General features: G+C 68.5%; 4 protein-coding genes, 1 tRNA gene and 2 rRNA genes. 6 read left to right on the forward strand and 1 reads right to left on the reverse strand.

What is annotated here, in order from left to right:
- The 3 genes from ACIRJP_RS11100 to ACIRJP_RS11110 form a co-directional block, all read left to right on the forward strand.
- Positions 1–73: ribosomal RNA gene (locus tag ACIRJP_RS11100) — 23S ribosomal RNA — on the forward strand; the annotation flags it as partial.
- 76 nt (positions 74–149) lie between these two features.
- Positions 150–266: ribosomal RNA gene (gene rrf / locus ACIRJP_RS11105) — 5S ribosomal RNA — on the forward strand.
- Between the two features lie 242 nt (positions 267–508).
- A tRNA-Thr gene (locus tag ACIRJP_RS11110) sits at positions 509–581 on the forward strand.
- A 691-nt stretch (positions 582–1,272) separates the two neighbouring features.
- Here ACIRJP_RS11110 and ACIRJP_RS11115 read toward each other — a convergent pair.
- Positions 1,273–3,918 carry a SpoIIE family protein phosphatase gene (locus ACIRJP_RS11115; protein ID WP_404171181.1) on the reverse strand — a complete coding sequence of 882 codons (2,646 nt, stop codon included), beginning with the start codon at positions 3,916–3,918 and terminating at the stop codon, positions 1,273–1,275.
- A 400-nt stretch (positions 3,919–4,318) separates the two neighbouring features.
- On the opposite strand from ACIRJP_RS11115, the gene ACIRJP_RS11120 reads away from it, so the two are divergent.
- The 3 genes from ACIRJP_RS11120 to ACIRJP_RS11130 all read left to right on the forward strand — a co-directional run bounded on the left by ACIRJP_RS11120 (position 4,319) and on the right by ACIRJP_RS11130 (position 13,724).
- A complete protein-coding gene (locus ACIRJP_RS11120) occupies positions 4,319–9,748 on the forward strand; it encodes a HAMP domain-containing protein (RefSeq protein WP_404171184.1) in 5,430 nt (1,809 codons plus the stop codon).
- Between the two features lie 244 nt (positions 9,749–9,992).
- The gene (locus ACIRJP_RS11125; RefSeq protein WP_404171187.1) at positions 9,993–10,667 is read left to right on the forward strand and encodes a two-component system response regulator; all 675 of its coding nucleotides are present in this window, start codon (positions 9,993–9,995) and stop codon (positions 10,665–10,667) included.
- A gap of 276 nt (positions 10,668–10,943) precedes the next feature.
- The gene (locus ACIRJP_RS11130) at positions 10,944–13,724 is read left to right on the forward strand and encodes a DNA translocase FtsK (RefSeq protein WP_404171190.1); all 2,781 of its coding nucleotides are present in this window, start codon (positions 10,944–10,946) and stop codon (positions 13,722–13,724) included.
- Positions 13,725–13,786: the final 62 nt, after the last annotated feature.

Genomic DNA, 13,786 nt, shown 5'->3' on the forward strand with positions numbered 1-13,786 from the left:
GTTGATAGGCCAGATGTGGAAGCCCGGTAACGGGTGGAGCTGACTGGTACTAATAGGCCGAGGGCTTGTCCTCAGTTGCTCGCGTCCACTGTGTTAGTTCTGAAATAACGAACGGCCGTGTTGTTCCGGTGTTGTTTATTTCATAGTGTTTCGGTGGTCATTGCGTTAGGGAAACGCCCGGTTACATTCCGAACCCGGAAGCTAAGCCTTTCAGCGCCGATGGTACTGCAGGGGGGACCCTGTGGGAGAGTAGGACGCCGCCGAACTCCTTTTACGGGAAAGCCCCGTGTCCTTTTGGACACGGGGCTTTTCTGCGTTCTACGGCCGATTCGGTGGCGGCATAATCGGCCGGCCCGGCTTCCGTCCCGTCAGGTCCCGTCATCGTCGCGAGTGTGCGGGCGGGTGTGCGGTACGGGTGCGGTGAGAGCCCGTCAGAATCGTCTGCGAACAGTGGTTTTGAGCATCCCCGAGTTCGGGGTATGCTTTATCTCGTTGCACAGCGCAGCACGCCCCAATAGCTCAGTCGGTAGAGCGTCTCCATGGTAAGGAGAAGGTCTGCGGTTCGATTCCGCATTGGGGCTCCGAAGAACAGGAAGGGCCCCCGCCAGCTGGCGGGGGCCCTTCCTGTTGATGCGGAAGCTAACCGGCTGCCATGAACGCCCTGTTGGTGAGGTCGGTACGACAGCGGAGGCGTCCAACTCCGTGCGATGCCTATGTCGTCGGGGAAGCCCCCTGAGAGGACCTCCTGCCCGGATGCACCGGCGGTCACCGCGGCAGTGACATCCGGTGTTGCTTCGAAGCACGCGGCCGCTGTGGCCGCCTCGGGCGACAGGAGCCCGCCTCGCTGCTTCCTGAGCGCAGCGAGAACGGCTCCCAGCGCGGGGCGCAGGCTGCCGTCCGGCCATCGCTCGCCCGAGGTGAAAGGCGCGTCTCCCAGGACCGGCGGCGACCACGACCAAGGGGATGCCGAGCCGGCCATGCGTCGCCCTACGGCCAGTTGTGCGTCCATACGGTCGGCGAAGGCCGATGCCGACGCGTCACGCCAGGCATACGGGAAGACCCGGGTACCGAACTCCACGGCCACGGTCACCGAGGTGGTGAACGACAGCACGTCGACCACCACCAGACACGCGACCGCCGACAAGAGTCGTTCGGCACCTGTGGGCCCCCAGTCGAACCGCGCTCCGCTGCCCGCTTCCAGGTACCAGTCGTTCGTCCATGGCAGACGAGAACGGCAGGAGCTCGGCCGCAGGCCGCAAGGGCGGCGGCGTACTAGGCGGTGGGCGGTTCCGGGACACGCATGGCGAGGATGGCCATGTCGTCCGAAGCCGGTTCGGCGGCGAAGCGTTCCACTGCTCGCAGGATGCGAGCCGCCACCGCACCCGCGGTGAGGCCGGTGCAGGTCGCCAGGACGTCCGCCAGACCGTCGTCGCCGAGCATCCGCGTGCCCTCCCGGCGTTCCGTGACGCCGTCGGTGACGCACAGCAGGACATCGCCCGGGGCGAGGGTCACCGTCTGCTCGTACAGTTCGAGGTCCTCGATGACGCCCAGCAGCGGCTGGGGCTCGGCCGCTGCTTCGACCGAGCCGTCCTGACGCAGGCGCAACGGCAGCGGGTGCCCCGCGCAGACCACCTTCAGGAGGGCGCTGCCGTCCTCCTGGGGCCACAGCTCGCCGTACAGGAGGGTCAGGAAGCGGCTGCGGGCGCCCTCGTCCAGGATGGCGGCGTTGAGACGCTCCAGGACGGCGGGGCCGCCGAAGCCCTCGCGGGCGAGGAGGCGCAGGGCGTGACGGGCGAGGCCCGTGACGGCGGCGGCCTCCGGACCCGTCCCGCATACGTCGCCGATGGCGAAGCCGTAGGCGCCGTCGCGGATCGGGAAGACGTCGTAGAAGTCACCGCCGACCTCGTTGCCCTCGCCGGCCGCACGGTAGATGACCTCGATCTCGACATTGGGGACCTCGGGCAGCCCCGGAGGCAGGAGGCTGCGCTGCAAGGACTGGCTGATCGCCATGCGCTCCGAGTAGAGGCGCGCGTTGTCGAGGGCCAGAGCGGCGCGCCGGGAGAGGTCCTCGGCCAGTTCCAGGATCTCCTGGCGGAAGTGGTCGTCGGAGGGCTTCCCGAGCGTGAGCATGCCGATGACGCGGTTGCGGGCCACGAGTGGCAGGACCACCGTCTCCCCGCCCACGGCGGCCGCGGTGGCGAGCGTCGTACGGATGCCGGAGCCGAGTCTGCCCGGTTCGCCGAGCCTGCCGGTATCACCGAGGCCGAGAGTCCGCATCGAACTGCGCAGGGCTGCCTGGTGGGCGGCCTCGGAGGGGGCGGACCATACCCGGGCGCCGGGGGTGGGTACCGGGTCCGGCGGCGCGATCTTGGAGAGCAGGGCCTTGAGGCCGTCGATGCGCTCCTCGTCCTCGTGCAGGACGTACGAGAGGTACGGCTCGGAGGACTGGTCGGCAATCGTGTACACGGCGCACCAGGTGGCCAGGGTCGGGACCGTCATCTGGGCCATCAGCGCCAGGGTCTGGTCCCGGTCGAGAGTCCCGGCGAGCAGGTCGGAAGCCTCGACGAGGAAGGAGAGGGAACCGCGGCGGAGGCGTTCCAGCTCGCCCAGGCGGGCCGATTCGACCGCGAGCGCGATCCGGTCCGCGGCGAACTGAAGGCGCAGGGCCTCCTCGTTCGAGTAGCGGCCGGCCGCCTCGGCGGCGACGCCCAGCGAGCCCGTGAGCCGCCCTTCGACCTTCAGCGGGACGGTGACGACGGAACGCATCCCGGTGCCGCCCAGCAGCGGAACGGCGCCCGGGACGTGGTCGAGGTCCTCGTGGACGGCGGGCATCCGGGCGGATCCGTACCGTCCGGTTCCGGCTTCCACCGGGACCCGGGCGAAACGCTGGCGGGCGGAGGGCAGGCCGGTGGTGGCCCGTACCTCCAGTTCCGTTTCGTCGTCCGTCGCCAGCAGCAGGAAGGCCGCGTCGGCGTCGAGCATGTCGCGGGCCCGTTCGACCGTGCGCTGGAGCAGGCCGTCGAGGTCGTCGGGGGCGGGGGAGCCGATGAAGATCTCGAACGGGTCGGTCTTGCCGCTCTCGGTGTTGGTGTCGGAGACCGGCGCGCGTGCCGGTGACTGGAGCACCGCGCGTTCGTAGTCGCGGACGAGGAGACAGACGGTCGAGGGCTCGCCGTGGGTGTCGCGAACCCGCAGGTGCGAGGCGTAGACGGGGATGGTCCGGCCGTCGGCGCCGCGGATTCCGTAGCTGCCCTCCCATCGCGAGAGCTGGAGCGCTTCGACGATGCCGGTGTTGGTGCCTGGAGTCTGGGGCCAGGCGGTGAAGTCGGTGAGCTGTTTTCCGGTGACCTGATCCGTGGTGTGGCCGAAGAGGAACGAGGCGTCCTCGTTCCAGGCCGCGATGGAGCCGGTGCTGTCGATCTGGACGACCGCCACCCTGACGCGCTCGTCGGCGACGGGGAGCAGCCCCACGGGGAGCAGTGGGCCGGCCGAGCGGATGCCCACCGGGCGTTCGGGGAGATCGAGCTGGAACCAGACATGTTTGCGGGTGGGGGAGTACTCGACGCCCCAGCGTGTGGCGAGTGCCGCGCAGAGCAGCAGTCCGCGGCCGTTCTCGCTGTCCGGGCTGCCGAAGTCCGGGCCCGCGCTCTGGAGCGGGACCTCGCGTTCCGGATAGTGGTCGGAGACCTCGATCCGGACGCCGTCCTCCGTGCGAAGGCACAGGACGTCGGCGGCGGTGCCCGCGTGGACCACGGCGTTGGTCACCAGCTCGCTGGTGAGGACGACCGCGTCGTCGACGACGTCCGTGTAGCCCCACCCCTGAAGGGTGTCGCGGACAAAGGCGCGGGCGGTCGCGACGGAGCGCCCGACCGGGTCGAAGGTGGCGGCCGCGCGCGCGGTGATCACAGAACTCCCCATGTGGTGTCTCGTCGCTTCCCCGAGTCCTGTGCCCGTTTCTCGCCGCTTCGATTCGCCTGCCAGGCTAGACGCTCGGTCTGCGTGCCGGGTACACGAGGGGCGACTTCGGACAGGAGCGACCAGGAACCGACCTGTGACCGGACAAGTGTGGCCTTCTCAACGGAGGGATGAGGGACAACCATTGGAGGTGGCGCCCCGGCTGCGTCCGGCCTGGTACGTTTCAACGATTTGACGTCCCCATGGTCACCCGTCGACGGTGGGCTGTGGCGGTGAGCCAAGAAGAACTGGGCAAGCTCCCAGATAAGGCCCGAGCGATACGGTCAACCCCTGCGGGAGGGACACGGTGGAGTCTGGCGTGGCGGCGCGGGGCAGAAGCACGCGCACAAAAGGCGGACAGTCCGTGAAGAAACAGCGCAATGGAACCATCGACGTCGACGCGGCGGCACTCAACAGACTGTTGGCGGGCCTCGTGGCGATGCGCGACGGGAACTTCCGCAGGCGTCTGACCGTCTCGGGCGACGACGTGATGGCGGAGATCGCGGCAGTCTTCAACGAGGTCGCCGACCGCAATCTGCATCTCACCGGTGAGCTGGCCCGGGTGCGGCGGGTGGTCGGACGCGAGGGGAAGCTCACCGAGCGGCTGGAGACGGGCGCCTGCGAGGGCTCCTGGGCCGCCGCGATCGACGCCTCCAACGAGCTGGTCGACGATCTGGCCCGGCCGGTCTCGGAGGTCGGGCGGGTGCTGTCGGCGGTGGCCGACGGTGATCTCGAACAGCGGATGGAACTGCGTTCGCACACATCCGACGAGACGGTACGGCCGCTGCGCGGCGAGTTCCTGAAGGTCGCCCGTACGGTCAACAGTCTCGTCGACCAGCTTTCGGCGTTCACCGAGCAGGTGACGCGGGTCGCGGTCGAGGTGGGCACCGAGGGCAAGCTGGGCGGACAGGCCCAGGTGCGAGGGATGTCCGGGTCCTGGAAGGACCTCACGGACTCCGTGAACACCATGGCGTACCGGCTGACCGCGCAGGTGCGCGACATCGCCCTGGTGACCACGGCGGTCGCCAAGGGTGATCTGTCGCGGAAGGTCACCGTCCATGTGGCCGGTGAGATGCTCCAGCTGAAGAACACCGTCAACACGATGGTCGACCAGCTGTCGTCGTTCTCCTCCGAGGTGACCCGGGTCGCCCGTGAGGTGGGTACGGAGGGCGAACTCGGCGGTCAGGCGACCGTGCCGGGTGTGGCGGGGGTGTGGAAGGACCTCACCGACTCCGTCAACACCATGGCCGGCAACCTCACCTCCCAGGTGCGCGGGATCGCCGAGGTGACGACGGCGGTCGCCAACGGCGACCTGTCCCAGAAGGTCACGGTGAGCGCCCGCGGCGAGGTCGCGCAACTGGCCGAGACCATCAACCAGATGACCGACACGCTGCGCCTCTTCGCGGACGAAGTGACCCGGGTGGCCAGCGAGGTCGGTGGCGAGGGGCTGCTCGGCGGTCAGGCGAAGGTGCCGGGGGCGGCGGGGACGTGGAAGGACCTCACCGATTCGGTGAACACGGTCTTCCGGAACCTGACCACGCAGGTGCGGGACATCGCACAGGTGACCAAGGCGGTGGCCAACGGTGACATGACGCAGAAGGTCACCGTGAATGTGGCCGGCGAGATGCTGGAGCTGAAGAACACCGTCAACACGATGGTGGACCAGCTCCAGGCCTTCGGTTCGGAAGTGACCCGGGTGGCCCGGGAGGTCGGCGTGGAGGGCCGCCTCGGCGGTCAGGCCGAGGTGCCGGGGGCGGCGGGGACCTGGAAGGACCTCACCGATTCGGTGAACGCGGCGTTCCGCAACCTCACGGGGCAGGTGCGGGACATCGCGCAGGTCACGACCGCGGTGGCCAACGGTGACATGACGCAGAAGGTCACCGTGGATGTCGCGGGCGAGATGCTGGAGCTGAAGAACACCGTCAACACGATGGTGGCGCAGCTCTCGAACTTCGCCGACCAGGTGACGCGGATGGCGCGGGACGTGGGCACGGAGGGCCGCCTCGGCGGCCAGGCCCGGGTGGACGGCGTCTCCGGTACCTGGAAGGAGCTCACCGACTCCGTCAACTTCATGGCCGGGAACCTGACTTCGCAGGTCCGCCAGATCGCGCAGGTGACCACGGCGGTGGCGCGCGGTGACCTGTCGCAGAAGATCGACGTGGATGCCCGGGGCGAGATCCTTGAGCTGAAGAACACCATCAACACGATGGTCGACCAGCTCTCCGCCTTCGCGGATCAGGTGACGCGGGTCGCCCGCGAGGTGGGCACCGACGGGCGGCTCGGCGGGCAGGCGCAGGTGCCTGGCGTCGCCGGTGTGTGGCGGGATCTGACCGACTCGGTGAACGGAATGGCGGGCAATCTGACCGCTCAGGTCCGTAACATCGCGCAGGTCGCCACGGCGGTGGCGCGCGGTGACCTGTCGCAGAAGATCGACGTGGACGCGCGGGGCGAGATCCTTGAGCTGAAGAACACCATCAACACGATGGTCGACCAGCTCTCGAACTTCGCCGAGCAGGTGACCAGGGTCGCCCGTGAGGTGGGTACGGAGGGCATGCTCGGCGGCCAGGCCGAGGTGCAGGGGGTGTCCGGTACGTGGAAGGACCTCACCCAGTCCGTCAACGGCATGGCGAACAACCTGACCCTGCAGGTCCGCAACATCGCCGAGGTCACCACCGCGGTCGCCAACGGCGATCTCTCCAAGAAGATCACCGTCGATGCCAAGGGCGAGATCCTCGAACTGGTCACGACCGTCAACACCATGGTCGACCAGCTGCTCAACTTCGCCGACGAGGTGACGCGGGTCGCCCGCGAGGTGGGCACCGAGGGCATCCTCGGCGGCCAGGCGCGGGTGCCGGGGGCCACCGGCATCTGGAAGGACCTCAGCGACAACGTCAACCTGATGGCCAACAATCTGACCAGTCAGGTGCGGAACATCTCCCGGGTCTCCTCGGCGGTCGCCAACGGCGACCTGAGGAAGAAGGTCACCGTCGAGGCGCGCGGCGAGGTCGCGGAGCTCGCGGACACCGTCAACACGATGGTGACGACGCTGTCCTCGTTCGCCGACGAGGTGACGCGGGTCGCCCGCGAGGTGGGCACGGAGGGCGAACTCGGCGGCCAGGCGCGGGTGCCGGGCGTCTCGGGCACATGGAAGGACCTCACCGAATCGGTGAACTCCATGGCGTCCAACCTGACCGGTCAGGTGCGCCAGATCGCGGCGGTCACCACCGCCATCGCCAAGGGCGACCTCACCAAGAAGATCGACATCGACGCGCGAGGTGAGATCCAGCAGCTGAAGAACACCATCAACACCATGGTCGACCAGCTTTCCTCGTTCGCCGAGCAGGTGACCCGGGTGGCCCGCGAGGTGGGTACGGAGGGGCAGCTGGGCGGTCAGGCCCGGGTCCGGGACGTCGACGGCACCTGGCGCGACCTCACCGAGTCGGTGAACGAGATGGCCGGCAACCTCACCCGTCAGGTGCGGGCCATCGCGGCCGTCGCCACCGCGGTGACCCGCGGCGATCTCAACCTGAAGATCGACGTGGATGCGGCCGGCGAGATCCAGGCCCTGCAGGACAACATCAACACGATGATCGCCAACCTGCGCGACACCACGGCGACCAACAAGGAACAGGACTGGCTCAAGGGCAACCTCGCCCGGATCTCCGGCCTGATGCAGGGGCGCCGCGACCTGGACGACGTGGCCTCGCTGATCATGAGTGAGCTGACCCCGGTCGTCTCCGCGCAGCACGGTGCGTTCTTCCTGGCCATGCCCACCGGGGACACCGCCGCGGTGGGCTCGGACAGCGACGAGGACAACTCGTACGAACTCTGCATGAGGGGCAGCTACGGATACTCGGCCGGTTCGATGCCGACGTCCTTCCGGCCGGGCGAGACGCTCATCGGTACGGCGGCCGAGGAGAAGCGGACCATCCAGGTGGACAACGTTCCGCCGGGTTATCTGAAGATCTCCTCCGGGCTGGGCGAGGCACCTCCCGCGCATGTGATCGTGCTGCCGGTGCTCTTCGAGGGGAAGGTCCTCGGTGTGATCGAGCTGGCGTCGTTCCAGCCGTTCACCCACATCCAGCGGGACTTCCTCAACCAGCTCGCCGAAATGATCGCGACGAGCGTCAACACCATCAGCGTCAATACGAAGACCGAGAAGCTGCTCGAACAGTCGCAGGAGCTGGCCGAGCAATTGCGGGACCGTTCACAGGAGTTGGAGAACCGGCAGAAGGCGCTCCAGGCCTCCAACGCGGAACTGGAGGAGAAGGCCGAACTGCTGGCCCAGCAGAACCGCGACATCGAGGTCAAGAACACCGAGATCGAAGAGGCCCGGCAGGTCCTGGAGGAGCGCGCCGAGCAGCTCGCGGTCTCGATGCGCTACAAGTCCGAATTCCTGGCGAACATGTCGCACGAGCTGCGTACGCCGCTCAACTCGCTGCTCATTCTGGCCAAGCTGCTCGCAGACAATGCCGAGGGCAATCTCTCGCCGAAGCAGGTGGAATTCGCCGAGACGATCCACGGGGCCGGTTCCGATCTGCTCCAGTTGATCAATGACATTCTCGATCTGACGAAGGTCGAGGCGGGCAAGATGGACGTCAGCCCGACCCGGATCGCACTGGTTCAGCTGGTGGACTACGTGGAGGCGACGTTCCGCCCGCTCACCGCGGAGAAGGGGCTCGACTTCTCCGTACGGGTATCGCCGGAACTGCCCGCGACCCTGCACACGGACGAGCAGCGGCTCCTGCAGGTACTGCGCAATCTCCTCTCCAACGCGGTGAAGTTCACCGACAGCGGGGCGGTCGAGCTGGTGATCCGGCACGCCAACGAGGATGTGCCGAACGCCATCCGGGAGCAGCTCCTGGAGGCCGGCTCGCTGCGCGACGCGGACGCCGACCTGATCGCGTTCTCGGTCACCGACACCGGTATCGGGATCGCCGCCAGCAAGATGCTGGTGATCTTCGAGGCGTTCAAGCAGGCGGACGGTACGACCAGTCGCAAGTACGGCGGCACGGGACTCGGGCTGTCCATCAGCCGGGAGATCGCCCGGCTGCTGGGCGGCGAGATCCATGCGGCCAGTGAGCCGGGCCGGGGTTCGACCTTCACGCTGTATCTGCCGCTGCACCCGAGCGAATTGCCGCCGCAGGGGTACTCGCAGATCGGTCCCGGTGCCATCGAGGGACACGGCGCAGCGGCCGAGGAAGGGCTGCTGCCGGAGGCCGGTCCGGGTGCCGACCAGGTGGCCGAGGCACCGGATCCGGGCGGCGTGGCCGGCCTGATGCGGCGTCGCCGCAAGAGCCTGGGGAGTACGGAGCGGCGGCTCGCGCTGCCGCCCCGGAGCGCCGCGCCGGCCGCTCCGCAGGAGCCGTGGACTCTCGCAGGGCACGAGGAAGCCGAGGTCCGCAGGACGTTCCGGTTCCGTGGCGAGAAGGTGCTCATCGTCGACGACGACATCCGTAACGTCTTCGCGCTCACCAGCGTGCTGGAGCAGCACGGGCTTTCGGTGCTGTACGCGGAGAACGGACGCGTCGGCATCGAAGTCCTGGAACAGCACGACGATGTGACAGTCGTACTGATGGACATCATGATGCCGGAGATGGACGGCTATGCCACGACGGCGGCGATCCGGCGGATGCCGCAGTTCGCCGGGCTGCCGATCGTCGCGTTGACCGCGAAGGCGATGAAGGGCGACCGGGAGAAGGCGATCGAATCCGGCGCTTCCGACTATGTCACCAAGCCTGTCGATCCTGATCATCTCCTTTCCGTAATGGAGCAGTGGATGCGCGGAGAGTGATCATTGAGCGAGGGAATCCGGACGAGTTACTGATCGACTGTGCTGGCAGGGGTGTGAGGGGGTGGAATACGGGGAACCTTCTCGTCCCCCACCGCGTTTTTGCTGTGTGCACAGTGACATCACGGTGACAGGGTGTGGCGACGGGCGGGGTGCGGCTACCATGACCGGCACAAGGACGGACGGCGTAAGGGAGTCGTCCCCTGGGGCGGCGCCCGGTGCAATTCCGGGGCGAGGAGGACGGGCCATGGTGCAGAAGGCCAAGATCCTCCTGGTCGATGACCGGCCGGAGAATCTGCTGGCGCTGGAGGCCATCCTCTCTGCGCTCGATCAGACACTGGTCCGGGCATCGTCAGGGGAGGAAGCGCTCAAAGCGCTGCTCACGGACGACTTCGCGGTCATTCTGCTGGACGTCCAGATGCCGGGCATGGACGGTTTCGAGACCGCCGCGCACATCAAGCGGCGGGAACGGACCCGGGACATCCCGATCATTTTTCTCACCGCGATCAACCACGGCCCGCATCACACCTTCCGGGGTTACGCGGCGGGCGCGGTGGACTACATCTCGAAGCCCTTCGACCCATGGGTGCTCCGCGCCAAGGTCTCGGTCTTCGTCGAGCTGTACATGAAGAACTGCAAGCTGCGCGAGCAGGCGGCGCTGCTGCGGCTCCAGCTCGAGGGCGATCCGGGCGGTGCGGACCATGCGAAGGAGCCCGCCGGGCTGCTCGCCGAGCTCTCGGCGCGGCTGGCAGCCGTCGAGGAGCAGGCGGAGGCGCTCTCCAAGCAGCTCGACGACGAGTCGGCGGACGCCGCGGCGGTGGCCACCGCCGCCCATCTGGAGCGCAAGCTGACCGGGCTGCGCCGGGCGCTCGACGCCCTGGAGCCCGGCACCGGCACCGGCCCGGCCACCCTTACCTCGTAACGCCGCACCGCCGCTACCTCGTAACGCCGTATCAGCCGCGTCCCGCACCGGGAGAGGGCCGGGTTCACGACTGGTCCGGCGGTGTGACTTCGGCCCGGGGGCGGGTGGTTGTCCGGGCGTCGGCCCAACTGGCCCCTCCGGTCCGCCGGTCGGCGCACGGAATCGGGGCGTCCGGCAGTGAGGTCGCGTCAGTTTGCGTCCCCCGCACAGCGACACGGTCGGGTGAAGCGGCAGTCGCACGTGTTCACAGGCGCCGACAACGGTAACCTCGGCACCATGGCCTCACGTACGTCCGGCAAGGGTTCCCAGGGCACGGCGGGCACCGCGAAGCGCGTCGGCGGTACCGCGGGGCCGGCCAGGAAAGCCGCGCCGAAAGCCGCGCCCGCGAAGAAGACCGCCGCGAAGAAGACCGCGCCCGCCAAGAAGGCACCCGCCAAGAAGGCGGCGGCGAAGAAGGCGGCCCCGCCCAAGCCCGCCCCGTCGCCCACCGGCGGTGTGTACCGCCTGGCGCGCGCCGTCTGGCTCGGTGCGGCCCACGCCGTCGGAGCCGCCTTCCGCGGCATAGGGCGCGGCGCCAAGGGACTCGACCCGGCACACCGCAAGGACGGCGTCGCGCTGCTGCTGCTCGGCCTCGCGCTGGTCGTCGCCGCGGGCACCTGGTCGAATCTGCGCGGACCCGTCGGCGACCTCGTGGAGATGCTCGTCACCGGGGCCTTCGGCCGGCTCGATCTGCTCGTGCCGATACTGCTCGGCGCCATCGCCGTACGGCTGATCCGCTACCCGGAGAAGCCCGAGGCCAACGGCCGGATCGTCATCGGGCTCTCCGCCCTCGTCATCGGGGTGCTCGGACAGGTCCACATCGCCTGCGGATCGCCCGGCCGGGAGGACGGCACCACGGCGATGCAGAACGCGGGCGGGCTCATCGGCTGGGCCGCCTCCAAGCCGCTGATCTACGCGATGGGCGAGGTCCTCGCCGTACCGCTGCTGCTGCTGCTCACCGTCTTCGGGCTGCTGGTCGTCACCGCCACCCCGGTGAACGCCATTCCGCAACGGCTCCGGCTGCTCGGTACCAAGCTGGGTCTCCTCCACCCGGAGTACGACCCCGAGTCGGACGAGGAGAACGACGACGAGCGCTACGAGGAGCAGTGGCGCGAGCAGCTTCCCGCCCGCTCCCGCCGTTCCCCGGCACGCCGCTCCGAAGTCCCCGACGAGTACGACCCCGAGCAGGTCGAGGCCGAAGCGCTCTCCAAGCGCCGCCGGCCGCGCAGGCCCTCCGTGCAGCCCGCGATGAACCGCACCATGGACGCGGTGGATGTGGCGGCGGCCGCGGCCGCGGCCCTCGACGGTGCGGTGCTCAACGGCATGCCGCCCTCGCCGATCGTGGCCGACCTCACTCAGGGCGTCTCCGTCGAGCGCGAACGCCAGGGCACACCGGTGCCGGGTGCCAGGGCGGCCGAGCCCTCCTCTCAAGGAGGGAGGCCGTCGGCCCCCACGGGCGGCGTACCCGATCTGACGAAGCCGGTGCCCGACTCGCAGTCCCAGCCGCTGCCGGCCCGTGCCGAACAGCTCCAGCTCTCGGGCGACATCACCTATTCGCTGCCCTCGCTCGACCTGCTGGAGCGCGGTGGCCCGGGCAAGACGCGCAGCGCCGCCAACGACGCGATCGTCGCCGCGCTGACCAACGTCTTCACCGAGTTCAAGGTCGACGCCGCCGTCACCGGCTTCACCCGCGGACCGACGGTCACGCGGTACGAGGTGGAGCTCGGCCCGGCGGTGAAGGTCGAGCGGATCACCGCGCTCGCGAAGAACATCGCCTACGCCGTCGCCAGCCCCGACGTCCGGATCATCTCCCCGATCCCGGGCAAGTCGGCGGTCGGCATCGAGATCCCCAACACCGACCGGGAGATGGTCAACCTCGGCGACGTACTGCGCCTCGCGGACGCCGCCGAGGACGACCATCCGATGCTGGTCGCGCTCGGCAAGGACGTCGAGGGCGGCTATGTGATGGCCAACCTGGCGAAGATGCCGCACGTGCTGGTGGCCGGTGCGACCGGTTCCGGCAAGTCGTCGTGCATCAACTGTCTGATCACCTCGGTCATGGTGCGGGCGACCCCGGACGACGTCCGCATGGTGCTGGTCGACCCCAAGCGCGTCGAGCTGACGGCGTACGAGGGCATCCCACACCTGATCACGCCGATCATCACCAACCCGAAGCGCGCCGCCGAGGCGCTCCAGTGGGTCGTGCGGGAGATGGACCTGCGCTACGACGACCTCGCGGCGTTCGGCTACCGGCACATCGACGACTTCAACCAGGCGGTCCGCAACGGCAAGGTCAAGCCGCCGGAGGGCAGCGAGCGCGAGCTCTCGCCCTACCCGTATCTGCTGGTGATCGTCGACGAGCTCGCCGACCTGATGATGGTCGCTCCGCGCGACGTGGAGGACGCCATCGTCCGGATCACCCAGCTGGCCCGTGCCGCAGGTATCCACCTGGTGCTCGCGACCCAGCGGCCCTCGGTAGACGTCGTCACCGGTCTGATCAAGGCGAACGTGCCCTCCCGGCTCGCCTTCGCGACTTCGTCGCTGGCCGACAGCCGGGTCATCCTCGACCAGCCCGGCGCCGAGAAGCTCATCGGAAAGGGTGACGGTCTGTTCCTGCCGATGGGCGCGAACAAGCCGACCCGAATGCAGGGCGCCTTCGTCACCGAGGACGAGGTCGCGGCCGTCGTTCAGCACTGCAAGGATCAGATGGCGCCGGTCTTCCGCGAGGACGTGGTGGTCGGCACCGCCAAGAAGAAGGAGATCGACGAGGACATCGGCGACGACCTGGACCTGCTCTGCCAGGCCGCCGAACTGGTCGTCTCCACGCAGTTCGGGTCCACGTCGATGCTTCAGCGCAAGCTGCGGGTCGGCTTCGCGAAGGCGGGCCGGCTGATGGACCTGATGGAGTCGAGGAACATCGTCGGACCCAGTGAGGGGTCGAAGGCGCGCGACGTCATGGTGAAACCCGACGAGCTGGACGGGGTGTTGGCTCTGATCCGCGGGGAAACCGGTTCGTAAGGGTGTTACGGGCAACCGTTTCGTCGGGTCGTACGTCAACTTGGAGGGAGGGGCGGCAGAAT

Origin of the sequence: Streptomyces sp. NPDC102437 (genome assembly GCF_044765565.1) — a bacterium.
Lineage (GTDB): Bacteria > Actinomycetota > Actinomycetes > Streptomycetales > Streptomycetaceae > Streptomyces.

Coding starts and splice junctions, on each gene's coding strand:
- ACIRJP_RS11115 (WP_404171181.1), bottom strand. CDS start 3,918: ATGGGGAGTTCTGTGATCACCGCGCGCGCGGCCGCCACCTTCGACCCG.
- ACIRJP_RS11125 (WP_404171187.1), top strand. CDS start 9,993: ATGGTGCAGAAGGCCAAGATCCTCCTGGTCGATGACCGGCCGGAGAAT.
- ACIRJP_RS11130 (WP_404171190.1), top strand. CDS start 10,944: ATGGCCTCACGTACGTCCGGCAAGGGTTCCCAGGGCACGGCGGGCACC.